The organism is Klebsiella sp. BIGb0132 (assembly GCF_024810075.1).
Lineage (GTDB): Bacteria > Pseudomonadota > Gammaproteobacteria > Enterobacterales > Enterobacteriaceae > Klebsiella > Klebsiella terrigena.
Map to the genome: position 1 here is coordinate 109,658 of NZ_JANUDW010000010.1, position 18,323 is coordinate 127,980.

An 18,323-nucleotide genomic window follows, 5' to 3' on the forward strand; every position below is an offset into this window, starting at 1 on the left:
TGTCAGTTAAACGGTTGTAAGTCGACGCGCGCCATCATTGCGGCCAACTGGGTACGATCGGTAATACCAACATTGCTCTGGCTCACTGCCAGGGCCGCAACGGCCGTGGCCAGGCGCAGAGTATGCTCGCTGGATTCACGCATCAGCAGGCCGTAAATCAGGCCGCCAACCATAGAATCGCCGGCGCCAACGGTGCTGACCACTTCGACTGAAGGCGGCTTGGCAATCCATTCGCCTGAGGCGTTAACCCACAGCGCGCCCTCTTCACCCAGCGAGATAACCACGTGGGCAATCCCCTGCTCGCGCAGCGCGTGGGCGGCGTCAATCACGTCTTTCATTTCAGGCAGCTTGCGGCCGGCCCAAATCTCCAGCTCGCGGCGGTTTGGCTTCACTAACCACGGTGCCGCCTTCAGGCCGGCAACCAGCGCTTCGCGACTGCTATCGAAAATAATGCACGGACACTGGCTGCGCAGGCGAATCATCCAATCGGTGAAGGCCTCAGGGCTGACGCCCGACGGCAGGCTGCCGCTGACGCAAACCATGTCGAACTGACCCAGCCAGCTCAGGGAATCATTGACGAAGCGCTCCCAGTCACCCTGAGTTACCTCGAAGCCGGAGAAGTTAAAGTCGGTGACTTCGCCGTCTTTTTCCGTCAGCTTGACGTTAATGCGGGTACGGCCCTGCACAACCTGAAAACGGTTGGCAATTCCCAGCTCGCTAAACAGCTGCTGAAAACCATCCTGGTTATCTTTGCCGAGGAAGCCGCCGACGGTAACGTCAATACCGAGGTCTTTCAGGACCTTGGCGACGTTGATGCCTTTTCCCGCCGCGTGCAGGCCGGTGGTGCGGACGAGGTTGACTTCGCCGCGCTCAACTTCCGGGGTGAAACCCACCAGATCGTATGCCGGGTTTAAAGTAATCGTTGCTACACGTCTGCTCATTTATGCGCCCTCCCCAAGGCCTGCGGCGATAGCTTCGCCAATCGCATCCAGCGCCTGTTGCGCATCTTCACCCTGGGCGGTAAAGCGCAGACGGTGACCTTTTTTCACTCCCAGCGCCACGACCTTCATCAGGCTGCGGCCGTTGGCCGGCTTGCCGGACCCGTCGAGGTTGGTGACGGTAATGTCGCTGGAAAATTGTTTGATGGTATTAACCAGCATAGTGCCCGGACGCGCGTGCAGCCCGTGCTCGTTGCGCACGACAAATTCAGCGCTCAGCACGTCCTCGGCAATCGCATCATCGCTGGTCAGCAGCGCCAGCAGCGTGGCGCTGTCGGCCTTCAGCAGACGGTCAGCTTTTTTATCAATCAGCAGATTGCTCAGGCGACTGAGCACCGCGGTCGGCTGCTCGTCGGCCATGGCGACGGTAATCAGCAGCGAGACCGGCTGGTCATCGGCGGTAAAGGCGCTGGCGGCGCGGCTCACGGCAACCGCGCTGCGCAGGTTGCCTTCCGCGCTGTCGTTCAGCCAGATTCCCTGACCCAGGTTCAGCGGCTTATCGTTAATGGTACGGCTGACAAACGCGGCGTCAACGGCGCCGGCTTCTTTCAGCCGCGCGGCGTTCAGCGCCTGCAGGGTCAGCAGATCGCTGGCTGCGATATCAAGGCTCAGCGTGTCGTTATCCAGCTTCAGCATCTCGCTCTGCTTTTCACCCATCAGCAGGGCGCGCAGCTCTTCCGCCGAGGTGGCAGTTCGGAGCTGTTCCGCAACCGAATCATCGCTGAGCACGTGCGTCAGCTGACGCAGCAATCCGAGATGCTCGTCCGAACTGGCGGCGATACCAATGGCAACATAGGCCGTCTGCCCTTCCCCCCAGGTCACGCCCTGCGGGAACTGATAGACCTGGACGCCGGTTTTCAGCACCTGGTCGCGCGTGTCGGTGGTACCGTGCGGAATCGCAATCCCGTTACCAAGGAAAGTAGAGGTCTGCTGCTCGCGCGCCAGCATCCCGTTAACGTAGCCTTCCGCCACGTTGCCTGCGCTTACCAGCGCAGAAGCAACCTGACGAATTGCCTCTTCTTTATTACCGGCCTGCTGGCCGGGATGAATATCCTGCACAGATAACTGGAACATGGATCTCCTCTCCTGCTGAGTTGAATCGTTTCAGCTGCCTGGTGAAAAAATACGTCACCGTGCTGCTGAAGAAACACCTGAATGACGCTGAAACGTTTCAATGAGTCTGTACCTTTCTTAATCACCGCGCAAGATAAGTTATCAGCTTGATAACAGAAGTTAGAGATAACGCACATTTTTGCTGAAGCCGTACCGCAAGAACGGCCTCAGCTTCAGCATTTGCTGAACGTCATATTTTGAAACGCCTTTTTGATTTATTCGTGCCATACTACTGTTCATTCTCTGACGGGCGGCGTAAACTTCGCGACTCCTGAAACCACAGATAACCGCACATGCAAAACAGCAGCGCCGCCCTTCCCCGACGCGGGTTCGATTTAACCTCTTCCGCCTTCCTGATAGTCGCCTTTCTGACCGGGATTGCCGGCGCGTTGCAAACGCCCACCCTGAGCCTGTTTTTGACCAATGAAGTGCACGTACGCCCGGCGATGGTCGGCTTCTTTTTTACCGGCAGCGCGGTCATCGGCATTCTGGTGAGCCAGTTTCTCGCCGGGCGCTCGGACCGCCGCGGGGATCGTAAGCAGCTGATCGTCTTCTGCTGCCTGCTGGGCGTGCTGGCCTGCCTGCTGTTTGCATGGAACCGCAGCTACTTTGTTCTGCTTTTCGTCGGGGTATTCCTCAGCAGCTTCGGCTCCACCGCCAACCCGCAGATGTTCGCCCTTGCCCGCGAGCATGCGGATAAAACCGGCCGCGAGGCGGTGATGTTTAGCTCGATTCTGCGCGCCCAGGTGTCGCTGGCGTGGGTGATCGGCCCGCCGCTGGCCTACGCGCTGGCGATGGGCTTCGGCTTTACCGTGATGTACCTCAGCGCCGCCGTCGCCTTCGTATTCTGCGGGGCGATAGTGTGGTTCTTTCTGCCCAGCATGCGCAAAGAGCCGAGAGCGGCGGCGGGCCAGCTGGAGGCGCCGCGCACCCATCGTCGCGATGCGCTGCTGCTGTTCAGCGTCTGCACGCTGATGTGGGGAATCAACAGCCTCTACATCATTAATATGCCGCTCTATATCATTAATGAGCTGCACCTGCCGGAGAAGCTGGCGGGATTAATGATGGGTGCCGCGGCCGGCCTTGAAATTCCGACGATGCTGATCGCCGGCTATTACGCCCGCCGTTTCGGCAAGCGTTTTTTGATGCGCGTCGCCGCCGTCGCCGGGCTGCTGTTTTACGTCGGTATGCTGCTGGCCCACACGCCCGGGCTGCTGCTGGCTTTACAGCTGCTGAACGCCATTTTTATTGGCATCCTCGCGGGAATCGGCATGCTCTATTTTCAGGATTTAATGCCGGGTCAGGCGGGGGCGGCGACCACGCTGTATGCGAATACCATCCGCGTCGGCTGGATTATTGCCGGGTCGCTGGCCGGCGTGGTCGCCGAGATCTGGAGCTATCACGCGGTATTCTGGATCGCGCTCGGCATGGGGGCGATCGCCCAGCTGTGCCTGTGGCGCATCAGGGATATTTAAGCCGCCGGGATAAAACGGCGCCGCTAGCCGGCGGTGAGCCGTTCGAGATGAATAAGGTACGCCATTGCCTCATCGCGTCGGGTTCCGCACATCTCGCGCTCCGGCTGCAGGCTGCCGCAAACCTTGGGGCGCAGCGGGGAGCCAAAGATATTGCACAGGTTGCCCGCAGAGAGCTGGACACAGCGCGTGTTCGCGGGCTTGCCGTCAGGCATGCCGGGGATCGGGGATGAGATAGAGGGGGCGATACAGCAGGCACCGCAGTCAGTACGACATTCCATAGATGGCTCTCTTAACGGTGCTTTTTCAGACGCAGCCTAAACGTTTTATCCGAAGATAGCAAAACGCGCGAATTCCACTTGCCTGAAAGCCCCGGCGCGAGTAGTTTTACGCGATATTTTGACCCTTTAAGTTACAGGATTACCGCAATGCCAAGAGCGAATGAAATTAAAAAAGGTATGGTGCTGAATTACAACGGCAAGCTGCTGATTGTTAAAAATATTGATATTCAGTCACCGAGCGCCCGTGGCGCAGCAACGCTGTACAAAATGCGTTTCGCTGACGTACGTACCGGTCTGAAGGTTGAAGAACGCTTTAAGGGCGACGACATTGTCGATACCGTGACCCTGACCCGCCGCTACGTTGACTTCTCCTACGTCGATGGCAACGAATACGTGTTTATGGATAAAGAAGATTACACCCCGTATATCTTCACCAAAGAGCAGATTGAAGAAGAGCTGCTGTTTATTCCGGAAGGCGGCATGCCGGACATGCAGGTTCTGACCTGGGACGGCCAGCTGCTGGCGCTGGAGCTGCCGCAGACCGTCGATCTGGAGATTGTTGAAACCGCGCCAGGCATCAAGGGCGCATCCGCCAGCGCGCGCAACAAACCGGCAACCCTGAGCACCGGCCTCGTGGTGCAGGTTCCTGAATACCTGAGCGCGGGCGAACGCATTCGTATCCATATCGAAGAGAGCCGCTATATGGGCCGTGCCGACTAATCGAACGGCGGCTTAATCTCCAATAATCAACGTAACAATGCCCGTCAGCATCGCCGCTGACGGGCATTTTTTTATCCGACGAACTCTGTGACCTACAGCAGTTCCGGGTACTTCGTCATCTTCAGCGCCAGCTCAACGCCGCGCACTTCCGCCATCCCCTTCAGGCGACCGATCGCCGAATATCCCGGGTTGGTTTTCTTACGCAGATCGTCCAGCATCTGGTGGCCGTGATCCGGGCGGAACGGGATCGGCCTCAGATCGCCGGCGCGCTTGCGACGCAGCTCTTCGCTGAGGATCGCATTCACCACCGCCACCATATTGACGTCGCCGTTCAGGTGCGCCGCCTCGTGGAAGGTTTTCGGGTTCTCTTCGCGGCAGGTCGATCGCAGATGGGTGAAGTGAATACGATCGCCGAAGGTTTCAATCATCTTCACCAGGTCGTTGTCGGCGCGCACGCCGTAGGAGCCGGTACACATGGTAAAACCGTTGTTAATGCTATCAACAACCTCTTTCAGCCACTGCATATCCTCGATGGTCGACACGATGCGCGGCAGGCCAAGGATTGGACGCGGCGGATCGTCCGGGTGAACGGCCAGGCGCACGCCCACCTCTTCGCATACCGGCACGATGGCGCGCAGGAAGACCGCCATATTCTCACGCAGCTGCGCTTTATTAATATGGTCATATTCGGCCAGGCGCGCGCGGAACCGATCGAGGGTGTAGCCCTCTTCGGCTCCCGGCAGGCCGGCAATAATATTGCGGGTCAGCTTTTCAACTTCCGCAGCGCTCATCGCCGTAAAGTAAGCCTGCGCCTGGCGCTGCTCCTCTTCGCTGTAGTCGGCCTCCGCGCCAGCGCGCTGCAGGATATGCAGCTCAAAGGCGGCAAAAGCGATGTGATCAAAACGCAGCGCCTTCGAGCCGTCAGCTAGCTGATACTCCAGATCGGTACGCGTCCAGTCGAGGATCGGCATAAAGTTGTAGCAGACGGTATCGATCCCGCAGGCCGCAAGGTTGCGGATGCTCTGCTGGTAGTTGGCAATCCAGGTGGCGTACTGCCCGCTATGGGTTTTAATCTCTTCATGCACCGGGATGCTTTCGACCACCGACCACGTCAGCCCTTTTTCCGCCAGCAGCGCCTGACGCTGCTTGATATCTTCAACGGGCCATACCTGCCCGTTCGGAATATGGTGCAACGCGGTAACCACGCCCGTCGCACCGGCCTGCCGTACATCATCAAGCGATACCGGATCGTTCGGTCCGTACCAACGCCAGGTTTGCTCCATCGCTATACCCCTTTAAAGTTGTTATACCAATAACGCGAACATCAATGACGACTACCATACAGGCTTCCGCCAAAGGGTCAATTTATCCCGCTGAATTGATTGATCCAGCTCACACTAAGCGTATAAATACGGCTCACCAATTTAATTTGTTGTCATATAACTTTACACTGGCCGTGTTAATCATTGGTTAATCAGGTGTGTAAAGAATGACGAATATTGCTACAGCTACGCTACCGGAAGACGTGCAGCTTCCCCGCTACGATCGCAGCCAGCTGCGCTCGCGTATTGTGCACTTTGGGTTTGGCGCCTTTCATCGCGCGCACCAGGCGCTGCTTACCGACCGGGTGCTGAACGCCAGCGGCGGCGACTGGGGGATCTGCGAAATAAGTCTGTTCAGCGGCGATCGGCTGATGAGCCAGCTCCGCCAGCAGGATCACTTGTTTACCGTGCTGGAGAAAGGGGCGCAGGGCAATAAGGCTATCGTGGTCGGCGCGGTGCACGAGTGCCTGAACGCTAAACTCGATTCGCTCCCGGCGATAATCGAGAAGTTTTGCGAACCGCAGGTCGCCATCGTCTCTCTGACCATTACTGAAAAAGGCTACTGCATCGACCCGGCAAGCGGGTTGCTGGATCTTAAACAGCCGCGCATCGTGCACGATCTGGATAACCCGACGCTGCCGCAGTCGGTGCCGGGCATTTTGGTCGAGGCGCTCGCCCGCCGTCGTGAGCGCCACCTGCCGCCGTTTACCGTGCTCTCCTGCGATAACATTCCCGACAATGGCCACGTGGTGAAAAACGCCGTGCTGGGAATGGCACAGAAACGCTGTCCGGAGCTGGCGCAGTGGATTGCTGAACGAGTCAGCTTCCCCGGCACGATGGTCGACCGCATCGTTCCCGCCGCCACCGACGAGTCGCTGGCGGAAATCAGCGCCGCGCTGGGCGTCGAGGATCCCTGCGCCATCAGCTGCGAGCCGTTTATTCAGTGGGTGGTTGAAGATAACTTTGTCGCCGGCCGTCCGGCGTGGGAAACCGTCGGCGTGCAGATGACCGACAACGTGCTGCCCTGGGAGCAGATGAAGCTGCGAATGCTCAACGGCAGCCACTCTTTCCTCGCGTGGCTCGGCTACCTTGCGGGCAATGCGCATATCAGCGACTGCATGCAGGATGAGGTGCTGCGCGCCGCCGCGCGCCGGCTGATGCTCGATGAACAGGCGCCGACGCTCTCTATCGAAGGCGTCGATCTGACGGGCTATGCCGACGGTCTTCTTGAGCGCTTCAGCAACCCGGCGTTGAAGCATCGCACCTGGCAGATCGCGATGGACGGCAGCCAGAAGCTCCCGCAGCGCATGCTTGACGGCATCCGGGTGCATCTCGCTCGCGGCAGCCGCTGGCCACTGCTGGCGCTTGGCGTCGCCGGTTGGATGCGCTACGTCAGCGGCGTGGACGATGCCGGCCAGCCGATTGACGTTCGCGACCCGTTGGCGGAGAAAATCCACGCCCTGGTCGCCGGCAGCAATGAGCAAGAGCGGGTCAGCGCCCTGCTCTCCCTCGAAGAGATTTTTGGCAACGACCTTCCCCATAGCGCCGAATTTGTCGCCAACGTGACCTCGGCCTGGCGCCAGCTCTCGTCGCTGGGCGCGTGCGAAGCCATCGCCGCCGCGCTGGATTCTTAACAATTTCTGCTGTTTAACGGACAGAATTCTTTTCTGTCCGTCGTAAGCCTTCTCTTTTCCCCATTTTTTCGTCAGGATAGTCGCCAACTGTTACAACATTACATTTGTATCCTGGAGAAAATGTGACCAAAACAAACTTGATCACGGGGTTTCTCGGCAGCGGTAAAACGACCTCGATTCTTCATCTGCTGGCCCACAAGCCTGCAGATGAAAAATGGGCCGTACTGGTCAATGAGTTTGGCGAAGTGGGCATCGACGGCGCTCTGCTGGCCGATAGCGGCGCATTACTCAAAGAAATTCCCGGCGGCTGCATGTGCTGCGTCAACGGCCTGCCAATGCAGGTCGGGCTGAATACCCTGCTGCGCCAGGGGAAGCCGGACCGGCTGTTGATTGAGCCAACCGGGCTCGGTCATCCGAAACAGATCCTCGATATTCTCACCGCCGCGGTCTACGAGCCGTGGATCGACCTGCGCGCGACGCTGTGCGTTCTCGATCCCCGCCAGCTTCTGGACCCGAAGGTGGTGGCCAACGAAAACTTCCGCGATCAGCTGGCCGCCGCCGACGTCATTATCAGCAATAAAACCGACCGGATGACCGCTGAAAGCGAGCGCGCCTTCAGCGTCTGGTGGCAGGAGTATGCCGGCAAGCGCCTGCACGTCAGCGCCACCCAGGGAAGTATTGACCCGGCGCTGCTGGACCTGCCGCGGCTGAACCTTCGCCCGCTGCCGGAGAGCGCGGAGCATGCGCACGGCCACGGGCAGAAAAAGGGCCTCGCGGCGCTGAGTCTCCCCGGCCACCAGCGCTGGCGCCGCAGCCTGAACGCAGGCCAGGGCTACCAGGCCTGCGGCTGGATTTTTGACGCCGATACCACCTTCGATACCGTTGGCCTGCTGGAGTGGGCGCGGCTGGCCCCGGTGGGCCGCGTGAAGGGCGTGATGCGTATTGCCGAAGGCCTGGTGCGGATTAACCGCCAGGGGCTGGACCTCAATATTGAAACGCAGAACGTCGCCCCGCCGGACAGCCGCATAGAGCTTATCTGCGACGGCGAGGCGGACTGGAATGCACTACAATCCGCTCTGTTGAGGCTACGTTTAAGTTAAGGCGGCTATGTTTGCCGCCGTTTTACACAATACGCGACCGTTATGAATAAAACCCGAATCCCCCTTATCCTGCTGCTTAACGCCGCGGGTATTGCGCTTTTTTTATCATGGTATCTGCCCGCCAACCACGGGCTGTGGTTTCCGCTGGATTCCGCCATTTTCCACTTCTTTAACCACAACGTCGGCGTCAGCCGCGGCTATACCTGGCTGCTGGCGATTATCAACAACCGCGCTTTCGATGCCTGCTCTCTGCTGGCGATGGGAGCCGTGATGCTGAGCTTCTGGCTGAAGGAGCAAAGCGCCGGCCGCCGCCGAATCGTCATCATCGGCCTGGTCATGCTGCTGTCGGCGGTGGTGATAAACCAGCTGGCGCAGCACCTGATGCCGGTTAAGCGCGCCAGCCCGTCGCTCTCGTTTAGCGGTATCGTTAAGGTCAGCGACGTGGTCTCATTCCCGACCAAAGATGCCTCGAAGGATAGCTTCCCGGGCGATCACGGGATGATGCTGCTGATTTTCGCCACCTTCATGTGGCGCTATTTTGGCCGTCGGGCGTTTGCTATTTCCCTCGCCATTTTCGTTGTGTTTGCCTTCCCGCGGGTAATGATTGGCGCCCACTGGTTTACCGATATTGCCGTCGGTTCATTAACCGCGCTGCTGGTCGGTGCTCCCTGGGTTCTGCTGACCCCGTTGAGCGACAAAATGATTGCCTGGTTCGACCGGACTCTGCCCGCCGGAATGCACAAAAATTAACATTCCCGTCGCATATTATTAAATATCCATAAGGGATCGTTCTCGGTCCCTTTTTTTATGTTTCGCCTTTTTTATCCCCACAATCATCTTTCTGTCACATTAATCGTCTTAGAAATGAGGTAATTGCGTATTTTTTACCCATCTCTGCCGCTATTTTGGCCTTTGCCGATGATTCACTTTTTGTCGCAAAAATTCTTATAAGAAATCTCGCAAAACCGCTCGCCATCCCAGTGTTGATAGGGTAATCTCATTCTCGTTTTGCCTTTCCAGCAACGTAAAACCGGCATCAGAATTAAATTGTGCGTTACTGCACAAATTTAGATTTAAGGATTTGTCTGATTGCTGCCAGGTATTTAGGCTCTAACACGTTTGGCATTTTTTATAACGACATTGTCGTTAAGGACAACAAGGGAAAACACACAACATGGTCAAATCTCAGCCGATTTTGAGATATATCCTGCGGGTCGTTCCCGCGATAGCAGTGGCAGTTTTGCTCTCTGCCTGTAGTTCGACAAGTAGTACCGCAAAGAATATGCATTCTGAGACGCTTGGTGTGGGTAGTGGCGATTTATCATCACTGCAAGCCTCTCAGGATGAATTTGAAACAATGGTTAGCAATCTGGACGTTAAGTCCCGTTTGATGGACCAGTATGCTAGCTGGAAAGGCGTGCGTTACCGCCTTGGCGGCAGCACCCGGAAAGGCATCGACTGTTCGGCATTCGTACAGCGCACCTTCCGCGAACAGTTTGGTCTGGAACTGCCGCGCTCAACTTCAGAGCAGCAGGATTCCGGCAAATCGATTTCACGTTCCCAGCTGCGTACGGGTGATTTAGTCCTGTTCAGAGCGGGATCCACTGGCCGCCATGTGGGTATCTACATCGGCAACAGCCAGTTCGTTCATGCTTCCACCAGCAGCGGTGTGACCATCTCCAGCATGAACGAGCCGTACTGGAAAAAGCGCTATAACGAAGCGCGCCGTGTACTGAGCCGTTCGTAATCTCTTCCGTCGTCAGTTTTCCCTTGGCTGACGAACGGAAATTAAAAAACACTGCCAGGGCAGTGTTTTTTTTTGCTCATCGCCTCGCAAAGCCGCAATATAAGCTATGTCTTTAAATGGAAACGGTGAAATCGTTTTTCTGTCACCCCATTGGCGCGCCTCATAAACACGGACTGACTATAGCCTATGCTTACCCGCTACTTCTCACCCCGGCGTAAAATCTGGCTGACCAGCACACTGATTGGAGTTATCGTCGCCCTGCTGGTCGGTAGCATTCAATTTATGGTTATCTACCACAACCGCTCTGAACGCTTTGACTCCATCATCAATAACGTCAACGTCTACCTGAATGAGTACTTCCACGATCTTAATCAGACCATCGCCGAGCTGCAGCCGCTGGTCGACCGGGATTGCGAGAATATCGCATCAGGCCTAACCGCCCATGCCGCGTTCAGCCCAAACGTGCGGGCGTTTCTGCTGGTTAAAAATGGCCAGGCATTTTGCTCTTCGGCAACGGGCCCCATGAATAACCCCCTGACGCAGCTTATTCCGCAGCTCGATATGACTAAACCCGTCGATATGGCCATTCTGCCGGGTACGCCGATGATGCCAAAAAGCTCGGCGCTGGCGATGTGGGTACGCAGCCCACACGGCGGCAACGACGGCATCTTCGTGTCAATTAATACCAACCTGACGCCCTATATTCTCTATTCCGCCCGGCAAAATGACTTCAGCGGCATCGCGCTGGTGGTCAACAACAGCGCTATTTCGACCTTCAGCAACAGGCTGGTTAACCCGCAGGCGATGCTCTCCGAGCCGATTCGCGAAGTGCAGATCACGGGGCTACCGCTCAAGGTCTACCTCTACGCCAACAGCTGGCTGGCTGAAAACACCCAGTACGCCCTGCTGTTAGGCGTGGTATGCGGGCTGCTGGCGGGACTGCTGGGCTATTACGTGCTAACGATCAAGTCCGATCCGCGAAAAGCGATCCTGATGGGAATAAAGAACGACCAGTTCTACATCGTCTATCAGCCGGTCGTCAAAGCCGATACCCTGCACATTAGCGGCGTTGAGGTACTGATGCGCTGGCGCCATCCGGTCGCCGGCGAGATCCCCCCGGACGTCTTTATCAACCTGGCCGAAACCCAGCAGATGATCGTGCCGCTGACCCACCATCTGCTGGCGCTGATCGCGCGCGATGCGCCAACGCTGCAAAAAATCCTCCCGGCGGGAAGCAAGCTCGGCCTGAATATCTCCCCGGCCCACCTGCACGCCGACAGCTTTAAATCGGATTTACGGCAGTTTGCCGCCGCCCTGCCGGCCAACCACTTTAGCGTGGTGCTGGAGATAACCGAACGCGCGATGATCGATAAGAACCGATCCCTGGCTATCTTTGACTGGCTGCACGAGCAGGGCTTTGAAATTGCGATCGATGATTTTGGCACCGGCCACAGCGCGCTGATTTATCTTGAACGCTACAACTTCGACTTTTTGAAAATCGATCGCGGCTTCGTGCAGGCTATCGGGACCGAAACCGTCACCTCGCCGGTGCTTGATGCCGTGCTGACCCTGAGCCGCCGCCTGCAGCTCCTGACCGTTGCCGAAGGGGTTGAAACGCCTGAACAGGCGGAGTGGCTACGCAAGCACGGCGTGCACTACCTGCAGGGCTACTGGATAAGCCGGCCTCTGCCGCTGGAAACGCTGCTTGCCGCGCACGACGAACCGGCGAAATACTTCGCCGCCGCCGAGCGCTGATGATTTAATCTATGGACGGGCCCGCTCTGGGTCCGCCGACAGAGGATAACAACCTGGCCATGTTTGCGCGTATCTGCCTGATATTAATTACCTTTATGAGCCTTAACGGTCAGGCGCAGGCCGTGAAAGAGAGCCACAGCTTCGCCATTATCGGCGAGCCGAAATACTCTGACGGCTTTACTCATTTCGCCTACGCCGACCCGACGGCGCCAAAAGGCGGCGGCATCACACTCGCCTCCATTGGCACCTTCGACAACTTCAACCGCTACGCGCTGCGCGGCAACCCCGGCGTGCGTACCGATGCCCTGTACGATACGCTGTTCACCACCTCCGACGACGAAGCGGGCAGCTACTATCCGCTGATCGCCAACGGGGCGCGCTACGCCGATGACTTTTCGTGGGTGGAGGTTACCCTCAATCCGCAGGCCCGTTTTCATGACGGCACGCCGATCCGCGCCAGCGACGTCGCCTTTACCTTCCAGAAGTTTATGACCGAAGGCGTCCCGCAGTTTCGTCTGTTCTACAAAGGCACCCGCGTCAAGGCCATCGCCCCGCTCACCGTGCGCATCGAACTCGGCCAGGCGGGCAAAGAGAATATGCTCAGCCTGTTCACTCTGCCGGTCATGCCGGAAAAGTTCTGGCGAGACCACAAGCTCAGCGACCCGCTCTCGACGCCGCCGCTGGCCAGCGGCCCTTATCGCATTACCGACTGGCGGATGGGTCAGTACATCGTTTACTCGCGCGTTAAAACCTACTGGGCGGCAGATCTTGCGGTCAACCGCGGGCGCTGGAACTTCGATACGCTACGCTACGACTACTATCTCGACGATAACGTTGCCTTTGAGGCCTTTAAGGCGGGGGCGGTCGACCGGCGGGAAGAGACGATGGCCAAAAACTGGGCCACCCGCTACGTCGGGCGCAACTTTACGCGCGGCTACATCGTGAAGGATGAGTATCAGAATACCTCGGCGCAGGATACCCAATGGCTGGCCTTCAATATTCAGCGCCCGGTTTTTGCCGATCGTCAGGTACGCGAGGCCATTACCCTCGCCTTCGATTTTGAATGGATGAACAAGGCGCTGTTTTACAACGCCTACAGCCGCGCCAACAGCTATTTCCAGAATACCGAGTACGCGGCCCGCGCGGCGCCCGATGCCGCTGAACTTGCCCTGCTGACGCCGATGAAAAAAGATTTGCCGCCCGAGGTCTTCACCGCGCTCTATCAGCCGCCGCAATCCGACGGCGGCGGTTTCGATCGGGCAAATCTGCTGAAGGCGGACAGCCTGCTCAACCGGGCCGGATGGGTGGTGAAAAACCAGCGCCGGGTAAACGACAAAACCGGGAAGCCGCTGCGTTTTGAGCTACTGCTCCCCGCCGGCGGTAACGATCGCTGGGTGCTGCCCTTTCAGCACAATCTGCGGCGTCTCGGCATCACCATGGATATTCGCCAGGTTGATAATTCCCAGTACAGCAATCGCCGCCGCAGCCGGGATTACGATATGATGCCGATGGTCTGGCGGGCGACGCCGTGGCCCGGCACCGACCTGCAGGTTTCCTGGGACTCGGCCTATATTCACTCCAGCTACAACGCGCCGGGGGTCCAAAGCCCGGTCGTGGATAGCCTGATCGCGCAGATTATTCGCTGGCAGGGCAACGAGCAGAAGCTGCTGCCCCTGGGCCGCGCGCTGGACCGGGTGCTCACCTGGAACTACTACATGCTGCCGATGTGGTATATGGCGCAGGACAGAACGGCCCGCTGGGACAAGTTCTCGTTCCCGCCAACGCGGCCGGTATACTCCTCCGGCTTTGATAGCTGGTGGTATGACGTTAACAAAGCGGCAAAACTGCCCGCGGACAGACGCTGAGGAACGACGATGGGCGCATACCTGATCCGCCGACTGCTGCTGATTATCCCTACCCTGTGGGCGATCATTACGATCAACTTTTTTATCGTCCAGATTGCCCCCGGCGGCCCGGTCGATCAGGCCATTGCCGCCGTTGAGTTCGGCAATCATGGCGGGATGCCGGGCGCGGGCGACAGCGGAATGGCCGCCAGCCACGCGCGCACCGGCGTAAGCAACGTCAGCGAGGGCCACTATCGCGGCGGGCGCGGGCTCGACCCGGAGGTCATCGCCGAGATAACCCATCGCTACGGCTTCGATAAGCCCATCCACGAGCGCTACCTGAAAATGCTCGGCGACTACCTGCGCTTTGATTTTGGCGACAGCCTGTTTCGCAGCGCCTCGGTGCTAGAGCTGATCAAAAACAGTATGCCGGTCTCCATTAGCCTCGGCCTGTGGAGTACGCTGATTATCTACCTGGTGTCGATCCCGCTGGGGATTCGTAAAGCCGTCAGCAACGGCAGCCATTTTGATATCTGGAGCAGCACGCTAATTATCATCGGCTACGCGATCCCGGCATTCCTGTTCGCGATTCTGCTGATCGTTATTTTCGCCGGCGGCAGCTATTTTGACCTGTTCCCGCTGCGCGGGCTGGTCTCGGCTAATTTCGACAGCCTGCCGTGGTATCAGAAGATCCTCGACTACCTCTGGCACATTACGCTGCCGGTGCTGGCGACGGTGATCGGCGGCTTTGCGGCGCTCACCATGCTGACCAAAAACAGCTTTCTGGATGAGATCCGCAAGCAGTACGTGGTCACCGCCCGCGCCAAAGGGGTAAGTGAAAAGCAGATTTTGTGGCGCCACGTGTTCCGCAACGCCATGCTGCTGGTTATAGCCGGTTTCCCGGCGATGTTTATCAGCATGTTCTTTACCGGTTCGCTGCTGATCGAGGTGATGTTCTCCCTCAACGGCCTCGGGCTGCTGGGCTATGAGGCGACGGTTTCGCGCGACTATCCGGTGATGTTTGGCACATTGTATATTTTTACGCTGATTGGCCTGCTGCTTAATATCGTCAGCGATATCTGCTACACGCTGGTCGACCCGCGTATCGATTTTGAGGGCCGCTGATGTCATTTTTGAGTCCCGTCAACCAGGCCCGCTGGGCGCGTTTTCGCCACAACCGCCGCGGCTACTGGTCGCTTTGGCTGTTTTTAATCCTCTTCGTCTGCAGCCTCGGCGCGGAGCTGATCGCCAACGACCGCCCGCTGCTGGTGCAGTACCGCGGCAGCCTGTACGTTCCGCTCTTAAAAGAGTATAGCGAGAAGACCTTCGGCGGCGACTTTGCCACCGCCGCCGACTATCAGGATCCGTGGCTGCAGAAGCAGCTCGAGGCTCACGGCTGGGTGCTGTGGGCGCCGGTGCGCTTCGGGGCGACGACCATCAACTTTGCGACCCAATCCCCCTTCCCCTCGCCGCCGTCGTCGCAGAACTGGCTCGGCACCGACGCCAACGGCGGCGACGTGCTGGCGCGAATTCTCTACGGAACGCGGATCTCCATTCTGTTCGGCCTGCTGCTGACGCTCTTTTCCAGCGTTCTCGGCGTGCTGGCGGGCGCCATCCAGGGGTACTACGGCGGCAAAATCGACCTCTGGGGGCAGCGCTTTATTGAAGTGTGGTCGGGAATGCCGACGCTGTTTTTGATTATTCTCCTCTCCAGCGTCGTGCAGCCAGGATTCTGGTGGCTGCTGGCGATTACCGTCCTGTTCGGCTGGATGACGCTGGTGGGCGTGGTGCGCGCCGAGTTTCTGCGCACCCGTAACTATGACTATATCCGCGCGGCGCAGGCGCTGGGCGTTAACGACCGCAGCATCATCCTGCGCCATATGCTGCCCAACGCGATGGTCGCCACCCTCACCTTCCTGCCCTTTATTCTCTGCAGCTCGATTACCACTCTGACTTCGCTGGATTTTCTCGGCTTCGGTCTGCCCCTGGGCTCGCCTTCGCTGGGCGAGCTGCTGCTGCAGGGGAAAAACAACCTGCAGGCGCCGTGGCTGGGGATCGCCGCCTTTTTGTCCGTCGCGGTGCTGTTAACGCTTTTAATTTTCATTGGTGAAGCGGTTCGCGACGCCTTCGACCCGAGTAAGGCGGTATAGCATGGTGCAGCCTCTGTTAGAAATCGACAATCTCTCCATCGCCTTTCGCCAGCAGGGCGAAACCCAGACCGTCGTCAGCGAACTGTCGCTGCACATTGCGGCGGGGGAAACTCTGGCGCTGGTGGGCGAATCCGGCTCCGGTAAGAGCGTTTCCGCGCTGTCGGTGCTGCGCCTGCTCCCCTCGCCGCCGGTAAGCTACCCCAGCGGCGATATCCGCTTTCACGGCCAGTCGCTGCTGCATGCCGATGAGCGAACCCTGCGCGGGGTGCGCGGCAACCGTATTGCGATGATTTTCCAGGAGCCGATGGTGTCGCTCAATCCGCTGCACACCCTGGAAAAGCAGCTCTATGAAGTGCTCTCTCTGCATCGCGGAATGCGCAAAGAAGCCGCTCGGGGAGAGATTCTCGACTGCCTGGAGCGCGTCGGTATTCGCCAGGCTCCTCGCCGACTGGCGGACTATCCGCATCAGCTCTCCGGCGGCGAGCGCCAGCGGGTGATGATCGCCATGGCCCTGCTCACTCGCCCGGAGCTGCTGATTGCCGACGAGCCGACCACCGCGCTGGACGTCTCGGTGCAGGCGCAAATTCTGCAGCTGCTGCGCGAGCTGAAGCAGGAGCTGAACATGGGGCTGCTGTTTATCACCCATAACCTGAGCATCGTCCGCCAGCTCGCCGACCGCGTGGCGGTGATGCAAAACGGACGCTGCGTCGAGCAGAACGGCTGTCGCGCCCTTTTCTCGGCCCCTCAGCATCCCTATACCCGCCGCCTGCTGGATAGCGAACCGTCGGGGCTGCCGGTTCCGCTGGCGCCCGATGCGCCGCTGCTGCTGGCGGCGAGCGGGCTCAGCGTCGCCTTCCCGGTTCGTCGGGGACTTTTGCGCCGGGTGGTTGAGCATAATCGGGTGGTGAACGCCCTGAGCTTTCAGCTGCGCGCGGGGGAAACTCTGGGCCTGGTGGGCGAATCGGGTTCCGGCAAAAGCACCACCGGGCTGGCGCTGCTGCGCCTGATTGCCTCTGAAGGGGTTATCGCCTTTGATGGCCAGACGCTGCAGGGCCGCAGCCGTCGGCAGATGCTGCCGCTACGCCGTCGGATGCAGGTCGTGTTTCAGGATCCGAACTCGTCGCTGAACCCGCGACTAAACGTTTTACAGATTATTGAGGAAGGGCTGCGCGTCCACCAGCCGACGCTTACCTCCGCCGAGCGTGAACGGGCGGTCATTCAGGTGATGCAGGAGGTGGGGCTGGATGCGCAAACGCGCCTGCGCTACCCGGCAGAGTTTTCCGGCGGCCAGCGGCAGCGTATTGCCATCGCCCGGGCGCTGATCGTTAAGCCTCAGCTTATCGTGCTGGATGAGCCGACCTCGTCGCTGGATAAGACCGTGCAGGCGCAAATCTTAGCCCTGCTGAAAGCTTTACAGCAAAAGCATCAGCTGGCCTATATTTTTATCAGCCACGATCTGCGCGTCGTGCGGACGCTATGCCATCAGGTGATGGTGCTGCGGCAAGGAGAGGTGGTCGAACAGGGAGAGTGTGAGCGCGTATTTACCGCTCCACAGCAGGAGTATACCCGCCAGCTGCTGGCGCTGGGCTGACGGTCAGAACGGGTTGTTGCCGGAGAAGGGCTCGGCAATGGCTACGCCGAAATTTTTCAGCCGACAGGTGGCGGCGAACTCGTCCTGCATGTTGACGAACAGGCACGGCTCCCCTTCACACTCAACGATGGAGCAGTCGACTTCGATGTCGCTGAGCGCCTGGCTAAGCTTATGCATAACCGGCCACGCGCTCTCGCCGTCCGGGCTGAGTAATTTCAGCGCCACGAGGCTATTCTCGCTCTGCGCGCCGTTTTGCGGAATCGGTTCAACTCTTGAACCCGCAAAACCGGCCAGCCAGCGATAGCTTTGCGGCAGTCGGTGTACGATAGAGAGTTGCTGTGTATTCACCTGGTTTTCCCCGGAAGCAAAATGCTTCACAATAAATTTACATCAATATTAACACATTGTTGACAACTAGTCCTGTATCAGCGTGGAAAACGTTTACACCGGCGTGCGCCAGAGTTAACCGCTTATTATCCAGAACTTTATAGTTTCGCTGCGGAACCGATCGGGGCTATATGTACCCGTTTCTGTGATCCAAAACAACTTTTTTATCGCAACATTGCGACTTTTTACACTAATTGATTTTACATAAA

16 protein-coding genes are annotated in these 18,323 nt (G+C 58.3%); 11 read left to right on the forward strand and 5 right to left on the reverse strand.

What is annotated here, in order from left to right:
* Positions 1-2: 2 nt before the first annotated feature.
* A complete protein-coding gene (gene fruK, locus M2416_RS22385; RefSeq protein ID WP_045855895.1) occupies positions 3-941 on the reverse strand; it encodes a 1-phosphofructokinase in 939 nt (312 codons plus the stop codon).
* Complete coding sequence (fruB, locus tag M2416_RS22390; protein WP_076945745.1) at positions 942-2,072, reverse strand: fused PTS fructose transporter subunit IIA/HPr protein; 1,131 nt, start codon at positions 2,070-2,072, stop codon at positions 942-944.
* Positions 2,073-2,404: 332 nt separating this feature from the next.
* On the opposite strand from fruB, the gene setB reads away from it, so the two are divergent.
* On the forward strand, positions 2,405-3,586 hold the full coding sequence (gene setB / locus M2416_RS22395; RefSeq protein ID WP_076945746.1) for a sugar efflux transporter SetB: 1,182 nt from the start codon (positions 2,405-2,407) through the stop codon (positions 3,584-3,586).
* Between the two features lie 23 nt (positions 3,587-3,609).
* Here setB and M2416_RS22400 read toward each other — a convergent pair whose 3' ends face one another.
* Positions 3,610-3,864 carry a YkgJ family cysteine cluster protein gene (locus M2416_RS22400; protein ID WP_041146492.1) on the reverse strand — a complete coding sequence of 85 codons (255 nt, stop codon included), beginning with the start codon at positions 3,862-3,864 and terminating at the stop codon, positions 3,610-3,612.
* 147 nt (positions 3,865-4,011) lie between these two features.
* Between M2416_RS22400 and yeiP the strand changes: the two genes are divergently transcribed.
* Positions 4,012-4,584, forward strand: coding sequence for an elongation factor P-like protein YeiP (yeiP, locus tag M2416_RS22405; protein ID WP_076945747.1), 573 nt, complete (start codon positions 4,012-4,014; stop codon positions 4,582-4,584).
* A 92-nt stretch (positions 4,585-4,676) separates the two neighbouring features.
* On the opposite strand, the gene uxuA is transcribed toward yeiP, so the two are convergent.
* Positions 4,677-5,867, reverse strand: a complete 1,191-nt coding sequence (gene uxuA, locus M2416_RS22410; RefSeq protein WP_259226861.1) for a mannonate dehydratase — start codon at positions 5,865-5,867, stop codon at positions 4,677-4,679.
* A 206-nt stretch (positions 5,868-6,073) separates the two neighbouring features.
* On the opposite strand from uxuA, the gene M2416_RS22415 reads away from it, so the two are divergent.
* The 9 genes from M2416_RS22415 (at position 6,074) to yejF (ending at position 17,727) form a co-directional block, all read left to right on the forward strand.
* Entirely contained in the window at positions 6,074-7,540 is a 1,467-nt protein-coding gene (locus tag M2416_RS22415; RefSeq protein WP_259226862.1) for a mannitol dehydrogenase family protein, read from the forward strand.
* 122 nt (positions 7,541-7,662) lie between these two features.
* Positions 7,663-8,640 carry a CobW family GTP-binding protein gene (locus M2416_RS22420; protein WP_076945750.1) on the forward strand — a complete coding sequence of 326 codons (978 nt, stop codon included), beginning with the start codon at positions 7,663-7,665 and terminating at the stop codon, positions 8,638-8,640.
* A gap of 42 nt (positions 8,641-8,682) precedes the next feature.
* Complete coding sequence (locus M2416_RS22425; protein WP_259226865.1) at positions 8,683-9,390, forward strand: phosphatase PAP2 family protein; 708 nt, start codon at positions 8,683-8,685, stop codon at positions 9,388-9,390.
* Positions 9,391-9,814: 424 nt separating this feature from the next.
* Entirely contained in the window at positions 9,815-10,387 is a 573-nt protein-coding gene (mepS, locus tag M2416_RS22430) for a bifunctional murein DD-endopeptidase/murein LD-carboxypeptidase (RefSeq protein ID WP_041146498.1), read from the forward strand.
* A gap of 186 nt (positions 10,388-10,573) precedes the next feature.
* Complete coding sequence (locus M2416_RS22435; protein WP_259226867.1) at positions 10,574-12,142, forward strand: cyclic di-GMP phosphodiesterase; 1,569 nt, start codon at positions 10,574-10,576, stop codon at positions 12,140-12,142.
* Positions 12,143-12,201: 59 nt separating this feature from the next.
* Positions 12,202-14,007 (forward strand): extracellular solute-binding protein, encoded by a 1,806-nt coding sequence (locus M2416_RS22440; RefSeq protein WP_259226952.1) that lies wholly within the window; start codon positions 12,202-12,204, stop codon positions 14,005-14,007.
* Positions 14,008-14,016: 9 nt separating this feature from the next.
* Positions 14,017-15,111, forward strand: a complete 1,095-nt coding sequence (locus M2416_RS22445) for a microcin C ABC transporter permease YejB (RefSeq protein WP_041146500.1) — start codon at positions 14,017-14,019, stop codon at positions 15,109-15,111.
* The gene (locus M2416_RS22450) at positions 15,111-16,136 is read left to right on the forward strand and encodes a microcin C ABC transporter permease (RefSeq protein ID WP_123709349.1); all 1,026 of its coding nucleotides are present in this window, start codon (positions 15,111-15,113) and stop codon (positions 16,134-16,136) included. The genes M2416_RS22445 and M2416_RS22450 overlap by 1 nt, the downstream gene beginning before the upstream one ends.
* Before the next feature lies 1 nt (position 16,137).
* Positions 16,138-17,727: a microcin C ABC transporter ATP-binding protein YejF gene (yejF, locus tag M2416_RS22455; RefSeq protein WP_259226870.1), complete on the forward strand. Its 1,590-nt coding sequence runs from the start codon at positions 16,138-16,140 to the stop codon at positions 17,725-17,727.
* Between the two features lie 3 nt (positions 17,728-17,730).
* Here yejF and M2416_RS22460 read toward each other — a convergent pair whose 3' ends face one another.
* Entirely contained in the window at positions 17,731-18,075 is a 345-nt protein-coding gene (locus M2416_RS22460) for a YejG family protein (RefSeq protein ID WP_259226871.1), read from the reverse strand.
* Positions 18,076-18,323: the final 248 nt, after the last annotated feature.